The sequence below is a fragment of the Paenibacillus solanacearum genome, assembly GCF_910593845.1.
In the GTDB taxonomy this organism is placed as follows: domain Bacteria; phylum Bacillota; class Bacilli; order Paenibacillales; family NBRC-103111; genus Paenibacillus_G; species Paenibacillus_G solanacearum.
Genome location: NZ_CAJVAS010000010.1, coordinates 129,106 through 144,564, shown reverse-complemented (window position 1 = coordinate 144,564; position 15,459 = coordinate 129,106). Strand labels below are relative to the sequence as shown.

The window sequence follows — 15,459 nt, the reverse complement described above, 5'->3', positions numbered from 1 at the left end:
GAAATGAAATCCTATCTTTCTTGTTAACAAAAAGGACATGATCAGTAAAATTACAATGATAGTTGGGATTTGAACGTAAGCATTATTATTCTGTAAGTCTTCGACTGTTACGAGGTTGGTGGCTACTTCAATAGAAACAAATACAAGTTCTATTGTTGCTGTGGCTAAGGTACCGATCAAACTAATCAGGAATGAGAACAGTAGCGGGAGTCTGAATAATATAACAATCATTACAATCTCAGAGACAAAAGTCGGCAAAACTGCAAAGCTTGACAAGCCTAGCCCTACTCGAATATACATTGACACAATAGTCATTATGACAGCAATCAGAACAATTTTATGTAGGGAATAACGAATTTGAAGTCTGAAGGCGCTCAGAGATAACATTAACATTGCTATATATTCCAAAGACGAAAAAATAAAGCTTAGAGCCAAATTCATCATAATCTCCTTTATAGCCATTTTAATAGATGACTAGGGATATGGACATAGATATAAAGTCTTATTTTTTGCTATATAATGCTATCTGTTGACAGCCTTAGATAAAATTCTGCGCTTCCCTGTGTTTAAGTTTAATACACTATAATATACTTCACAAGTAGAAAATTGTCGATTAAATTACGTCTTTTTTGGTTATTTCATTGTAATAACGTTGCCGATATGAGGGCAGCAATATTTAAAATGGCATGGATCATGATCGTAGACACGATCGTATTTGATCTCTTATAGATATAGCACAGGAACAGACCGACGACGATATAGATGACGAATCTTTCGATACTGTAATGAATGATTGAATACAGGATCGAGGAACATAGCGCCGCAGGCCAGAATCCAAACTTGGCGGATAAGCGGCCGAATATAATTTTCCGGAACACCACTTCCTCGATGATCGGGCCGGTAATGACTATATATATCGGTACGATGGGAAAAGAATAGGAAGCTTCCTCAGCGATCGTATGGACTGTTCCGAACACGAGCACCCCGATGGCGTATGTATAAATACAGTATGCGAGACCTTTGTATACCCATATGTACAATTCGCGATTTTTCAATAAATTAAAGTCAAAGTGTAGGATTTCATCCTTCAACAGCATCGACACGATCACTAAACAAACCAGAGGAAGAAACGTGATCGTATATTTATTCTCGTATAGAAGGAGCGAGCCCGGAATCGTGATCAGAGCGAAGACCAATAGAATGAATACATACCTTTTGTCCATTTATTCACCTGTTTGATTTTATGTAAGTAATGCCGGTTTGTGTCAAGCGCCAAAGCGCAAAACAGGTACTTGCAGCGATATTACAGCACAGCTTAGATCGGATAACTCTGTAGTCATTCTCGAATTTCCCGATTATATAAATGATGAAATAAAAGAACCATGAACATGCTTACTGAGGTTAAACCTGCCAGAACAGAAGCGTGTAAGAAAACCACGGTGGCGGTCCCGAAGATTACAATGAATAAACCGGATGACACCAAGAAAAAAGTATTGCGTTTGATGTTAGTAAACGCTGATCTTGAGATTTTTCGAAACGGAACAAATGTAAATCCAATTCTAAACTTGTATAGTACCGTTGAAAGCACGACATTGATTATTAAAAGATAAAAAAGCGGCAAAATTTCAGCAGCTTGGGCTATCTCCAAAAATTCAGCGATATGGAACCGCGTGTAAAAAAGGTAAAGAGAAACTTCTGCAATAAAATTAATCGTATAAACAGCTAAGGTAACGATTAAAGTATGCAGGAATTGAATTTTGAAAATATAGTAATAAAAAATAATAAAACAGACCGGTTGAAACAATATCATATAGTTAGGCATTTTTAAGGACTGCAATGTAAAAGAAATGATCGACACATGCGTCATTAACAGCGAGCAAACAATCATTTTGTATGTATGATCTTTCACCTTTTGTCTAAACAAAATAAGCGTAAAGACAAGCATGGAGATCCAGAACATAAAAAAGGATATAAGCAGGAATAAATAGTTGATCATGGCGCCTCCAGCAACGTGTAATGTCCAATCCTATGGCGGAGGCTCACTGCGCCGCGAATCGGACCTGTCCCCCAAAAGTCAGTTGTATGCGTATCATATTCATCTCCTCGATTCTTATTTTATTTTACATGATAGTTTTATTCGTTGACCTCCTTTGGATATAGCACGTAATACTATATTATATCTCCCAACAAATTGCCAAAACTGGATAATCATCGGTTAGAATCCGAAAAAAAATCAGCCGTATCCCCATACAGGCTGTTACAATCGAAGTATCTATGATTTTTTATTTCATTCGACGCAAGTAGAAATGATCCTTATCCCGTCTATCATCGGATAGCGGCTATACGTTTTTCTCCGATGCGGTGAACGTGATTGGCGTGCCGGATTTGCCAAATGTAAATTCGAGGCTTTTGTTTGTATTGACCGCGACATTGCGCACAATCAGGTCGTGATATTTGCGCTGCCTGATCGCCGAGATCGTGACGCCCGGGCCTGTCCCGTCTTCCTCGAAAAAAAGCATGCCGCGGCGCTCGTCGTAATGGCGGATTTGATTGAAATTTACGTATAGATCGGCGTCCAGCTTCTTGAAATTATGCTCCTCCAGCTTGTCCAAAAAGGCGCTGAAGTCGAGCAGCGATTCGATGCTGTGCACCAGTTTCTCCTGGCCGGTGTAATAGGTAGCGTCTTTATTGCCGATCTCGATGTAATGGACATGCTTCAGATCGAGATTCATTTCCGCTTCGGCGTCTTTGGCCGGACTTAGGGCAAGGTCCTTATTGACAAGATGGCCTGCTTTCATCATGAGATCCATATATGGATAACCGTATGCGACCGACAGCTTTTGCAGCGTATCGGGCGAAGGGGTGATACGGTCATTGGTTGAACGGTTGCGTTCCAGCTCGAGATCCCGGATATAGGCATGAGACAGGCCGCTTTTTCTGGCCGCTTCGCGTAAAGACATGGAACCCCGCAAACTTTCCAGGAATTTCCCGAAATTAACAATAGGTTGTCCCACCAAAATCAACTCCTCTCTTCACTTTCTATTGTACTGAACGGAAGGCGGAAAGGAAACAGTAAATCTAAAACATTATGAATCTGTCTAACCATCTATTGACTCTCTGTAATATAGATACTACATTAAAAGTAGTATCTATTTCTGTCACAGCATTCCGATAGAGGGGGGAGAAACGTTGAGAGACAAAAGAATGAGCCGTTTCAGTACCTATGAATCGTTTCACGTCGATTTGAATGGATACAAGATTGCCGATATCGTGCTTACCGACCATGCGCTGAGCCGTTGGGACGAGCGCGTTGAAACGGGCAAGGGCGGCGTCGAGCAAATTTGCAGTTATCTCTGGGACAAACTGAAGCTGAATCGCGTCCAGCCGTACTATCCGAATGAGCACGACGTGCTGCTGATCGATAATGACCTGGTCATGGTCGCCGAGTTCAAGGAGCTGAAGGGCGAGACGGATATCGCAGGCAATCCGCTTCATAAAATGATTGTCATTACGTTCCTCGGCCGCATCTCCGAGGAGATTGAGCTCAGGGATTTGAAATCGTACTATGCCTGGCTCCGCCATACGCGGCGGATGACGCTGGTGAAAAATGTGCGCAAACGAAAATAACGGGATAAGGAATCACATCTAGCCGGGCTGAATCAGGCCGGTCTTTTTGCGTTCTCAAGTTTACCGAACCATCATGCATAATTCCCTTCCACGCGTGGGGAAATTAGGAAGAGCGAGGAAGGAGTTGAGCATGATGGCAAGGGATTTGCCGATCGGCAATGGAGAAGTGCTGATCAATTTTGACACGCACTATAATGTTCGGGATATTTATTATCCTTATGTGGGTCAGGAAAACCAGGCGCTCGATCATTTGTCCCATTTTGGAGTGTGGACGGAAGAGGACTTTTTTTGGATTGATCATCCTGAGCTAAAAAAGCAGGGCGGGTATTTGAATGATTCCATGATTACGCATGTCGAGTGCAGGCATGAGCGGTTAGGATTGACGCTCACGCTTCGCGACGGAGTCGACGCGCAGGATAACGTCTTCATACGCAAAGTTGTGATCGAGAATCATCGGGACCGCGAGCGAACGGTGAAGCTGTACTTCCATCTGGATCTTCATTTGTACGGCAACGGGGTGGGTGACACCGTCTACTTCGAGCCGGAGCTTCAGTCGCTCGTGTTCTATAAAGGGCATCGTTATTTATCGTTATCTTGTCTGGCGCCGGACAAGCCGGAAGCGGCGGTATCCTCCTATGCGATCGGGCAAAAGGAGATGAACCGGCTGGAGGGCACGTGGCGCGACGCGGAAGACGGGCAGCTCGGCCGCAATCCGATAGCGCAGGGCTCCGTCGACGGAACGGTCGAGCTGGAGCTGAACGTCCCGGCGAACGGGACGGCCGTCGGATGGTTCTGGGTATGCTTCGGCCGATCGCTCCCCGATATCAAGAAGCTGGAGCAGAAGGTGCGGGGCGCAAGTCCCCATGCCCTGCTGCAGCGCACGTATAATTACTGGCTGCAATGGCTCGGGCAGGAGCGTCACGATCTGAAGCTGCTCGACGCGGAGATGGCTTCTTTCTACAAGCGAAGCCTGCTGATCATTCGAACGAACATGGATAACCGAGGAGCGATCATCGCCGCCAACGATTCGGACATTATGAAATTTGCCAAAGATACCTATTCGTATATGTGGCCGCGTGACGGCGCCTTGATCGCGCATGCGCTGGACCGGTCCGGGTATCACGCGCTGACCCGCCGGTTCTTCCAGTTTTGCAAACGGGGGATTTCGGAAGAAGGCTTTTTGCAGCACAAATACAACCCCGACGGGTCGGCTGGCTCCAGCTGGCATCCGCGCATCAATGCGAAGGGCGAGAAGCAGCTCCCGATTCAGGAGGATGAAACGGCCCTTGTGCTGTACGCGCTTTGGCACCATCACCAGCTCGCGCATACGGTGGACGAGGCCCGCGACGATTACGAGCAACTGGTCGTTCCGGCAGCCGACTTCATGACGAAGTACGTGGATGCCTCCGGTCTCCCGCTGCCTTCCTATGATTTGTGGGAAGAACGGTACGGGGTGCATCTGTTTACGGCGGCCAGCGTCTACGCCGGGCTGCTGGCGGCGGCCGGATTCGCGGGTGTGTTCCGGGACAAACAGCGGGCCCGGCGTTACAAGGAAGCGGCGGATCGCGTGAAACAAGCGGTGGAGACGCAAATGTTCCACGAAGCGGAGAACCGGTTCGTACGATCGCTCTATTGGAATGAGGAGAAGCGGGGGTATGAGCAGGATTTGACGCTCGATGCGAGCATGTACGCCGTGTTCGACTTCGAGCTGCTTCCGGCGGAAGACCCGCGCGTCGTATCGACGATGAAGGCGATTCGGGATCGGCTGTGGGTACGGACGGACGTCGGCGGGCTGGCCCGCTACACGAACGATTATTACCATCAGGTGACGAAGGATACGGCGAAGGTGCCGGGCAATCCGTGGTTTATATGCACGCTCTGGTATGCGGAATGGGTGATTGCCGTAGCGAAGAGCGAAGCGGAGCTGCAGGAGGCGGCCGACCTGATGAAGTGGACGATCCGGCATGCGCTGTATTCGGGCATTTTGGCGGAGCAGGTCAATCCGTTCAGCGGCGAACCGCTATCGGTGTCGCCGCTGACGTGGTCGCATGCTTCCTTCATCAAGGTCGCTCAGGAATATATGGCCAAGCTGAAGCGGTTCCGGTATCAGGCGCGCAGCAAAGAGGAGCCTAGCGATGCGAAGCTGCTGCAGAAGGCGGGTGAGCGCGCATGAAGGCGGTACGGGTAACCGGGTTGGTGCCCGGCGGCGCGGAAGCAGAGAGCTCGGCGAAGCGGCTGGAGCTGTGCGAAGTGGTGCGTCCGGAGCGGCGAACGCCGTCGGACGTGCTGGTGCGCGTGCTCTGCGTCGGCCTCGACGGGACCGACCGCGAGATCGTCACGGAGCGTTACGGCGTTCCGCCAGCGGGGGAGACCGCGCTGACGATCGGCCACGAATCGCTCGGCGTCGTGATAGAAGCGGCTGCCGACAGCTTCTTGAAGCCGGGAGACGCGGTCTGCGCGCTGGTGCGCAGACCTTGCTCCGATCCCGACTGCACGGCGTGCCGCAACGGGCAGCAAGATTTTTGCGAGAGCGGCCGCTATGTAGAGCGCGGTATCAAAGGCGCGAACGGCTACTTGTCGGAATATTACGTCGAAGACGCAAAATATCTCGTCAAGGTACCGCTGCCTGCACTGCCATACGGCGTGCTTGCCGAGCCGCAAAGCATTGTGGAGAAGGTGTGGGATGAAGTGCAGCGCATCCAGCAGCGGCTCGTCTGGCAGCCGAAGACGGCGGTGGTGCTGGGCTCGGGGCCGCTCGGTCTGCTAGCCGCTTTCACCTGCCGCTGCCTAGGGCTGGAGACGATCGTATGGTCCAAATCGTCGGATGATTCGGCCGGAGCGGCGCTAGTTCGCGACTGCGGTGCGGTGTATAAGCAGGCCGGCGTTGACAGCGGCAGCGATGCGGCGCCGCTGAGCGGCTATTTGCGCCAAGCGGGCAAGCGCGCCGATCTCATCTTCGAATGCACAGGCTACAGCCCGCTCGCGTTCGAGGCGATGACGGCGCTCGGGCCGAACGGCGTGCTCGCTTTGCTCGGCGTCACGCCGGGCAGCCGCAGCATCGAGATTCCCGCCGACCAGGTGAATCAAGGGCTGGTGCTGGAGAACAAGTGCGTGCTCGGTTCGGTTAACGCGTCGCGCAAAGATTTCGAGACCGGGCTGTTCCGGCTGCAGCAGATGGAGGCGAAGTTTCCGGGCCTGCTCGGACGGCTCGTGACGGACCGGCTGCGGCTGGAGGCTGTGCCCGGGCTGGATTTCAGCCGGATCGGCATTAAGGCGGCCGTCGATCTGGTGCCGCCGGAGCAATGGGCTGAGCTGATTAGCGGCACCGGCAGCGACGCGGTGTACAGCTTCTCCGTATAACCGAACGTTCATAAGCTCAGGATGCAATCCCAAGAGCCCATTCGCTTGAAGCTGAAGCGGATGGGCTTTTGAGCGCAGCATGGCCGGCCTCAGCGGCGCTTTTACATGCAATCGTACGGGTTGTAGCCTTGATCGTGACGATAATCGGTGGGCGACTTGCCGAACCATTTTTTGAACTGCTTGGAGAAGTACAGCGCATCGACGAAACCGACGGAGGAGGCCACCTGCTCGACGGTCAGAGGTTCCTGCAGCAGGAGCTTGGCGCGCTCCATGCGGATTTTGAGCAAATACTGCATGGGCGACAGGCCGGTGTGCTGCTTGAACATTTTGGAAAGATGTGTCCGGTGGTAGCCGAGCGATTGCGCCATCTGTTCGATGGAGATCGGCTGGTAATACTGCAGCGTCAGCCAACGGATCGCCTGCTCCACCTGCTGGCCGATCGCGGACGCTTCCTCGTTCGGCACGTCATCCTCGGCCTGATCCTGGGCATACGCGGCAAACAAGAGCCGCATATAGCCTCCCACCTGCATGTCCGCTCCGGCGGCGCCCGTCTGCAGCGTCTGCTCGATTCGACGAAACAGCGCCGCCATTCTGCGGGGACGCCTGGAGGAGGCGACCGGCTGCTGCGGGTTCACGCCGAACTGCTGCACGAATTCTTCCGCGCGGGCGCCCTTGAACCCGATCCAGCAATAGCTCCACGGGTCGGCCTCGTCGGAGGCGTAGCTGACGAGCTCTCCGGGCGAGATGAAGAAGCTGTGTCCTTTCTCCAGACGGTAATCCCGGCCGAGGCAGCGGAAGACGCCTTTGCCCGACATCACCAGATGAACCAAATGGTAATCGAGCACCTGCGGCCCTACTTTGTGAGCGGGCTCGGTCTGGGCGTGTCCGCTAAACAGAACGGTCAGTTCTCCCCGGTCCGGCTGCGGGTTAAACGCGGAAAAATGATGAACATGCGGCATATGGATCACCTCGAACGGTTCTGATATGATGGAAGAAGAAAGGAGAATCGTATACATGAACTGGAAAACCTTTGTCAGGGAGAACGGACTGCATTTATCGTGGGTCGTGGCGCTGACGGCCACGCTCGGAAGTCTTTATTTTTCGGAAATATTGCATTACACGCCCTGCAAGCTATGCTGGTATCAGCGCATTTTGATGTATCCACTCGTGATTATACTGGGCATTGCCGCCGTACGCAAGGAACGACATATGTACTTGTACATATTGCCGATGTCGGTATGGGGCGCGGGCATCTCGCTTTATCATTATTTGATGCAAAAGACGGATTGGTTCAAAAGCGGTGCAGCCGCTTGCGGCCCGGTCCCGTGCGATGTCGATTTCATTAATTGGTTCGGCTTCGTGACGATTCCATTCCTCGCTTTAACCGCTTTCGTCATCATTACCGTACTGCAAATGATGACCTGGGCAGCGAATCGTAAATAATTCGGCCTGTACAACGCACTACATTTGTCCATACATAAATGGTTTGTGTCCATATGTTTTCCCCGCGAGTAGGAGTATAGTCTAATCGTGGCTTACTGCTTATCAATAACCCAAATACGGGGAGGCAATGGATAATGTCAAAAATTACTTTTTTAGGTGCGGGAAGCACGGTTTTCGCCAAAAATGTGCTCGGTGACGTGATGATGACGCCGTCGCTGCAAGAATTCGAACTGGCTTTGTTCGATATCGATCCGGTGCGCCTGAAAGACTCGGAAAATATGCTGAACAATCTCAAAATCTCGCTTGGCAGCGGCTGCAAAGTCAAGGCGTACGCCGACCGCAAGGAAGCGCTGCGCGGCGCCAAGTATGTTGTCAATGCGATCCAGGTCGGCGGATACGATCCGTGCACAATTACGGACTTTGAGATTCCGAAGAAGTACGGCTTGCGCCAAACGATCGCGGATACGCTCGGCATCGGCGGTATCTTCCGCAACCTGCGTACGATCCCGGTCATGCTTGATTTCGCCAAGGACATTCAGGAAGTGTGCCCGGACGCCTGGTTCCTCAACTACACGAACCCGATGGCCGTGTTGACGAACGCCATGGTCACTTACGGCGGCGTAAAAACGGTCGGCCTGTGCCACAGCGTGCAAGTATGTATGCCGCATCTGTTCAAGACGCTCGGAATCGACACAGCCGGCGTACAAACGAAAATTGCCGGCATCAACCATATGGCTTGGCTGCTTGAGGTAACCAAGGACGGCGTCGATTTGTACCCCGAAATCAAGCGCCTTGCCAAGGAGAAGCAAAAGGAAACGCACAAGGATATGGTCCGCTTCGAGCTCATGTTCCGCTTCGGCTACTACGTCACGGAGTCCTCGGAGCATAATGCCGAGTACCATCCGTATTTCATCAAGAAAAACTATCCGGAGCTGATCGAGCGCTTCAACATTCCGCTGGATGAATATCCGAGACGCTGCATCCGTCAAATCGAAAAGTGGAAGACGATGCGCGAAGAGCTCGTCAACAACAAAAACCTAGAGCATACCCGCTCCAAGGAGTACGCATCGTTCATATTCGACGCAATGGAAACGAACGTCCCGTACAAAATCGGCGGCAACGTGATGAACACCGGCCTGATCACGAACCTTCCGAAGGAAGCGTGCGTCGAAGTGCCTTGCCTGGTCGATTCCAGCGGGGTTACGCCAACCTATGTCGGCGATTTGCCGCCGCAGCTCGCCGCGCTCAACCGGACTAACATCAATACGCAGCTGCTTACCCTGGAAGCGGCGATCACGAAGAAGAAAGAACATATTTACCATGCCGCCCTGCTCGACCCGCATACCGCTGCAGAGCTGTCGATCGACGACATCGTTGCGCTGTGCGACGATCTGATCGAAGCGCATGGCGATTGGCTGCCGAAGTTTAACTAGAGCCGTTATACGATAAAAGAACCGCGTTTGCGGTTCTTTTTCGCATGTATGCCGGAAGCGGGCGGAGGGCGGGAAAGCCTTGATGTGCTTCGGTCCGGGCGCATTAGCGGCCAAAGACGGTGTTGTCGATTCCGTTCTATCCATAGTATCTGCCCATCGTTTGGTATATAATAGATGATATATCCATCTCGTTCCAGTGTACATACCTCCATGCAACCGCTGCCAGGATACGATGGGAATGCCGATTCGAAGTTGATATCCTGCCGCACCCCGGCAGGATTGCGCTGTTTACTCGCTGTTTCGGCGCAGGTCACGAAGCCATCACAGGGTACATCGAGGAGAAGATTCGGCCAGCGGGGAAGCTGGGCGATTTTTTCGGCTGCCGCTTTCATGAAGAAGAGGTTTCAGCCCCGCAGGGCGTACGGTCATTGAACGAGACGCAGATCGAATCAACGAAAGGATCGATGACATTGCAACGAAACGATACGTCCGACGAACAAAACAATCATTTAACGCGACTGGCATCGGTCGGGCAAATTGCCGCAGGCATCGCTCACGAGGTTCGCAATCCGCTGACGGCCGTGAAAGGGTTTTTGCAGCTGCTTCAGGAGCAGTCCCCTCACACCTATTTGGATATTGCCCATCAGGAGCTTGATAACGCCATCTCCACGCTGCAAGATTTGCTGAATGTCTCCAAGCCGGACCTGGATGACGAGCCGTATCAGAGCATCAATCTATGCGTGGAGCTGGACGCGATCCTGAATTTATTTCAGGATAAAATGTACAAAATCCGGGTTGAACGCAAGTACGAGAATGTCGATCTGGAAATCATGGGACGGAAAAATCAACTGAAACGCGCGATCTTCAATGTGATTAAAAACGCCTTCGAGTCGATTAGCGACGAGGGGACTGTGTCCGTCAGGCACAGTCTGGACGCGGACGGCAAGCAGGCGAGAATTATAATCTCCGATACGGGGAGCGGCATTCCGAAAGAAAAGCTGGCATTGCTCGGAACGCCGTTTTTTTCCACGAAGTCGGAAGGCACGGGGATGGGACTCGTACAAGTATTTTCCACCGTGTATCAGCACGGCGGGACGATCGATATCGACAGTGAGGAATCCAGAGGAACGACATTCTGCATTCGGGTTCCTATGGAACGTTCAAGGGCGTCGGGAGTGGTGGAATTGGACTTAACGTATCGTCCGGACATGAGCCTCGAGCAATTCATGCTGCACAATAAAGAGGCGTTCGAGGAATCGCTGCTGAATGAAGCCATGAACTTGCGCGAGCTGCTCGTCGATATTCAAACGATCGGAAGCATCGATCTGCTGCAGAACGCGCATAAGCTGGTCATCTTCCTCGTACGGAACCAGCATTACGAAATTATGAATTTTGCCAAGGAAGAAGGCATGTTGTGGGCGAAACAGCCGTCGCTCAATTTATCGGTGAAATTGGAATGGTTCCAATCGATACGGCGGGTGCTCTGGAGCTTCCTGTACAATTACGACCGGTTATGCGGAACGGCTGTTACAAGAGAGAGCTATTATTCACAAGAAAGGCAAATCAACAGCACGCTGGACATTTTTTTGCAGCAATTCGTCGTCAGCTATACGACGATCAAGGACGAGCTGATTCAGGCGCATCAGGAGATGATCAACGATCTTTCCGTTCCGATCATACCGATGTCCTCATCCATTTCGATACTGCCTTTGCTGGGTACGGTGGATACGCACCGGGCAAAAATGATCCGCGAGAAAGTGCTGCATCAAGTTGGAAAAATGCAAATCCAGACGCTGCTCATCGATATGTCCGGTGTGGCGCTGCTCGATGCGGTCGTCGCCGATCATTTGTTTAAAATTGTGAATGGCATCGGCTTCATGGGATGCAGTGCCGTCATTACCGGAATTCGGCCGGAAATCGCCAATACGATGGTGGAGCTTGGCATTCAGTTTAATGATAAAGTCAAGGTCAAGGGAACGCTGCAGCAGGCGTTTGAGGAAATCAGATCTTCGGCGCTGCTGTAGTTTGGCGCGGGTGTGCCGTGCAGCCGTGGTCGTCGAACCACCGGGCAAGGGCGGTTTTCGTTGCCAGGACATGGCCTGTTTGGTAAGATGATGAATACGAACGCGAATTCGCTCCGCGTGCAAGTCAGCGTGCAGTCGCTACAGCGCGCTTACCCTGGGCGCGAGCGGGAAGGACAAGCCGCAGGCTTGGTTCCGTCCTGCTGCGATTACCGGAAGGAGATATACGCATGAAGATGACGGCCAGAAGCATCGTGGCGGCAGCGGCCATTGCAGTGCTGCTCGTTGCCTGCAGCTCGAACCGGGAACAAGCCGCTCAAGTTCCGAAGGATACGCCGGGTCAGAGCCAACCGGCTCCGCCTTCCGATTCGGCCGCTCCGCCTCCGGCGCCGCCGGTCTTACCGGAGCCGGCAAAGGAAGACAAGGCGAAGGATGAGAAGCCCCAGCCGGAGAAGGAGCCGGAGCCCCAGCCGGTCAAAGAGGCGAGCAAGGAGCCTGTCAAGACAGCGCCGGCGCAGACGGCGACCGGTTCCGTATACGGGGGATCGTCGAAGTCCGATCCGGGCAACCGGAAGGAGCTGTCCTGGTACTATATGAAGAAGCCGAAGGGACAAGTTCCGGATTTCCCGCATGAGACGAAGACGTTCAGCAAAGACATGAAGGCGTTATGGGTCGGGACCGGCAAAAAAGTATATTTGACGATCGACACGGGCGGGCCGCTCGGAGACACCGCGACGCTCGTCAAATCGCTGAAGGATAACGATGCCAAGGCGAACTTTTTCATTGCTGGATACAATGTGAAGAAAGATCCCGATTTCGTGCGTACGCTGGTGGCGGACGGCCATCTGGTAGCCAACCATACGATGACGCATACCGATATGAATTTGCAGACGGACGAGCAGATTCGCAAGGAAATTCAAGATTACGAGAAGCTGTACAAGGAAGTGACGGGCAAAGACATTCAGCCTTATTTCCGCTTTCCTTACGGAAAATACAATACGCATATATTGAAGTTGGTTTCGGACATGGGCTACAGCTCGGTGTTTTGGTCGACTGCCATGCGAGACTGGGAGCCGCGCAAGAACGGTGCCGAGGATCCGTACAACGATATTATGAATAATTTGCATGACGGCAATATTATATTGATGCACCAAGGTTCTCCGGAAAATATCGAGGCGCTCGACCGGATCATCAAAGCTGTGAAAAAAGCCGGCTATGAATTCGCGCTGCTAACCGATATCGAGCCGCCCAAACGATGATACGCTGCACTCATTTGATAAAAGATTATCCGCTGCCGCCAACAGCGGATTTTATTTTTTAACCGGATTTTGATAAGATGATAAGATTCGGGCGTGTCCGCCGTCCCGTTCATCATGGTACCTTTCGTTTCGATCGTTCATAACTTATAACTATAATCGTTTCATCACTTCTAAGACAAAGGAAGCGAATACGTCGTGCAGCAAGCCATAGCCATACTGGATTCAGGAGTCGGCGGCTTGACCGTGGCCAAAGAGGTCATGAGACAATTGCCGCAAGAAAAAATCATATATTTCGGCGATACAGCGCGGACGCCGTACGGGCCCAGACCGGCTGAGGAAATTTCTCGCTTCACCCATCAAATTGTAGATTACTTGCTGCAATTTCAACCGAAAATGATTGTGGTTGCCTGCAATACGGCCACCGCCATTGCGATTGAAGAGATTCGGGCCAGGCTTACCATTCCCGTCGTCGGCGTCATTCATCCCGGCGCGAGAGCGGCGATCAAGACGACGCGAAATCATCATATCGGCGTCATCGGGACCGAGGGGACGATCAAGAGCAGCGCGTATGAGCATGCTTTGCGCCAAATCTCACCGCAAATTCAGGTCGTCAGCCTGGCCTGTCCGTCCTTCGTGCCGCTGGTGGAACGCGGGATGTTTCGTACGGACGAAACGACAAGAGTCGTGGAGGAATCGCTGTCGGAGCTGAGGAATTATCCGATCGATTCTCTGATATTGGGCTGCACCCATTATCCGTTCCTGGCCGATATTATCGGCTCGGTGATGGGATCGAGGGTGACGCTGATCAGCTCGGCGGATGAGACAGCCAGGGAGATCAGTACGATTTTGTACCACAAAGGCATGCTGGCCACGTCCAATATCGTGCCGGTGCATCAGTTTTTTTGCAGCGGCGAGCCGCGGATGTTCAAGTCGATTGCGCAGACGTGGCTGAACGAGCAGATCAAAGTGACGCCCGTCGTCTGGCAAGTTCCGAATATTATATAACGATCCGGCATACACATTAGCACACCTAAGGGCATGGGCCCAGGGTGGCTTGCTGCAGCCGGATGATGCAAAGCGCTGGCGATCCTCTGCAGCGAATATGTTCGGGAGGGTTGTCATGTGAACCGTTACCCTATTCAAGCGGGAGACAGCATCGCGGTACTGGCAGGCCGCTTCGGCCTGTCCGTCGCGGAGCTGATGGCGGCGAACCCCGGCATGGATCCGCGAAGGCTGCGCATCGGACAAACCGTCATCATCCCGCCGCGGGCGCACGCCTCCATCGTCGACACGTCCGGGGCATATGGCTACGGAAGCTTGATGAGCGATGTGGCCGCTTTGGAGATGGCGTATCCTTTTCTGCAAACCGGCATGATCGGTCAGAGCGTAATGGGGAGAGCGATCCCCGTCATCCGGATCGGGTCGGGCTGCAAGGAAGTGCATTACAACGGGGCGTTCCACGCCAACGAATGGATCACGAGCGCGCTGCTTGCCAAGTTCGTGGAAGATTGCGCCCGAGCGTGCTGTACATCGGGTCATCTGAGAGGATACGACGTCAAGGCGCTGTTCGAGCGCGTTTCGCTGTATGTCGTGCCTATGGTGAACCCCGACGGCGTGGAGCTGGTGCACGGGACGCTGGGTGCGGGCGAAGCGCTCTACGCGCAGCTGGTGCAGTGGAACGGCGGAAGCTGCGACTTTTCCGGGTGGAAAGCGAATATTCGCGGGGTCGATCTGAACGACCAGTTCCCGGCCTTCTGGGAGACGGAGCGGGCCCGCAGAGACGTTCCCGGTCCCGGACCGCGCGATTTTACCGGAGAAGCGCCGCTGACGGAGCCGGAAGCGCAGGCGATCGAAGCCTTCACCCGCTGCCGCGACTTTCATCTGGTCATGGCTCTTCATACGCAAGGCCAGGAGATTTACTGGAATTACCGGGACTTGGAGCCGCAAGAAGCGGAAGCGGCTGCGATCCGGCTAGGCCGCGCGAGCGGATACGTTCCGGTGAAGCTGTCCGGCAGCGATGCCGGATATAAGGACTGGTTCATCCAGGAGTATCGGCGTCTGGGCTTTACCGTTGAGGCGGGAGATGGAGTCAATCCGCTGCCGATAGAACAGTTCGACGCGATCTACGAGCGCTTGATCGGTTTGCTGTTGGAAGGACTGCAGCTCTAGGAGTGCGCGTCTGCGTTTTTCTGTCGCGCGCGACTCCCAAGGGTACGTTCCGGCGATGCCCGGCAGTCGATCGAGCCCTACGGCGTTTTTCGGGAACCCCCGGAGGACGCCGTTTTTGCGTTCAAGCTGACGCAACGGAACCGGTTG

Annotated in this window: 12 protein-coding genes; 9 read left to right on the top strand and 3 right to left on the bottom strand. The window is 52.8% G+C overall.

All coding sequences use genetic code 11. The features are described 5' to 3' along the window. Positions 1–638 precede the first annotated feature (638 nt). Both KXG62_RS13640 and KXG62_RS13635 read right to left on the bottom strand, forming a co-directional pair. A complete protein-coding gene (locus KXG62_RS13640) occupies positions 639–1,223 on the bottom strand; it encodes a CPBP family intramembrane glutamic endopeptidase (protein WP_218092523.1) in 585 nt (194 codons plus the stop codon). Positions 1,224–2,339: 1,116 nt separating this feature from the next. Next, positions 2,340–3,014, bottom strand: coding sequence for a helix-turn-helix domain-containing protein (locus KXG62_RS13635; protein WP_218092522.1), 675 nt, complete (start codon positions 3,012–3,014; stop codon positions 2,340–2,342). 175 nt (positions 3,015–3,189) lie between these two features. On the opposite strand from KXG62_RS13635, the gene KXG62_RS13630 reads away from it, so the two are divergent. From KXG62_RS13630 to KXG62_RS13620, 3 genes are all read left to right on the top strand, one after another. Beyond that, the gene (locus KXG62_RS13630) at positions 3,190–3,627 is read left to right on the top strand and encodes a hypothetical protein (RefSeq protein WP_218092521.1); all 438 of its coding nucleotides are present in this window, start codon (positions 3,190–3,192) and stop codon (positions 3,625–3,627) included. 130 nt (positions 3,628–3,757) lie between these two features. Continuing rightward, a complete protein-coding gene (locus tag KXG62_RS13625; protein WP_246627437.1) occupies positions 3,758–5,800 on the top strand; it encodes a glycoside hydrolase family 15 protein in 2,043 nt (680 codons plus the stop codon). Continuing rightward, entirely contained in the window at positions 5,797–6,987 is a 1,191-nt protein-coding gene (locus tag KXG62_RS13620; protein WP_218092520.1) for a glucose 1-dehydrogenase, read from the top strand. Before KXG62_RS13625 ends, KXG62_RS13620 begins: the two co-directional genes overlap by 4 nt. 101 nt (positions 6,988–7,088) lie before the next feature. Here the strand turns inward: KXG62_RS13620 and KXG62_RS13615 are convergent, their stop codons facing one another. After that, positions 7,089–7,946, bottom strand: coding sequence for an AraC family transcriptional regulator (locus KXG62_RS13615; protein ID WP_218092598.1), 858 nt, complete (start codon positions 7,944–7,946; stop codon positions 7,089–7,091). A 55-nt stretch (positions 7,947–8,001) separates the two neighbouring features. Between KXG62_RS13615 and KXG62_RS13610 the strand changes: the two genes are divergently transcribed. The 6 genes from KXG62_RS13610 (at position 8,002) to KXG62_RS13585 (ending at position 15,312) form a co-directional block, all read left to right on the top strand. Then, entirely contained in the window at positions 8,002–8,430 is a 429-nt protein-coding gene (locus KXG62_RS13610) for a disulfide oxidoreductase (protein WP_218092519.1), read from the top strand. Positions 8,431–8,564: 134 nt separating this feature from the next. After that, on the top strand, positions 8,565–9,863 hold the full coding sequence (melA, locus tag KXG62_RS13605) for an alpha-glucosidase/alpha-galactosidase (protein WP_218092518.1): 1,299 nt from the start codon (positions 8,565–8,567) through the stop codon (positions 9,861–9,863). Between the two features lie 464 nt (positions 9,864–10,327). After that, positions 10,328–11,887, top strand: coding sequence for an ATP-binding protein (locus tag KXG62_RS13600; RefSeq protein ID WP_218092517.1), 1,560 nt, complete (start codon positions 10,328–10,330; stop codon positions 11,885–11,887). Positions 11,888–12,114: 227 nt separating this feature from the next. Then, positions 12,115–13,143: a polysaccharide deacetylase family protein gene (locus tag KXG62_RS13595; RefSeq protein WP_218092516.1), complete on the top strand. Its 1,029-nt coding sequence runs from the start codon at positions 12,115–12,117 to the stop codon at positions 13,141–13,143. A gap of 195 nt (positions 13,144–13,338) precedes the next feature. Then, positions 13,339–14,148, top strand: a complete 810-nt coding sequence (racE, locus tag KXG62_RS13590; RefSeq protein WP_218092515.1) for a glutamate racemase — start codon at positions 13,339–13,341, stop codon at positions 14,146–14,148. Between the two features lie 117 nt (positions 14,149–14,265). Next, positions 14,266–15,312 (top strand): M14 family metallopeptidase, encoded by a 1,047-nt coding sequence (locus KXG62_RS13585; protein ID WP_246627436.1) that lies wholly within the window; start codon positions 14,266–14,268, stop codon positions 15,310–15,312. Positions 15,313–15,459: the final 147 nt, after the last annotated feature.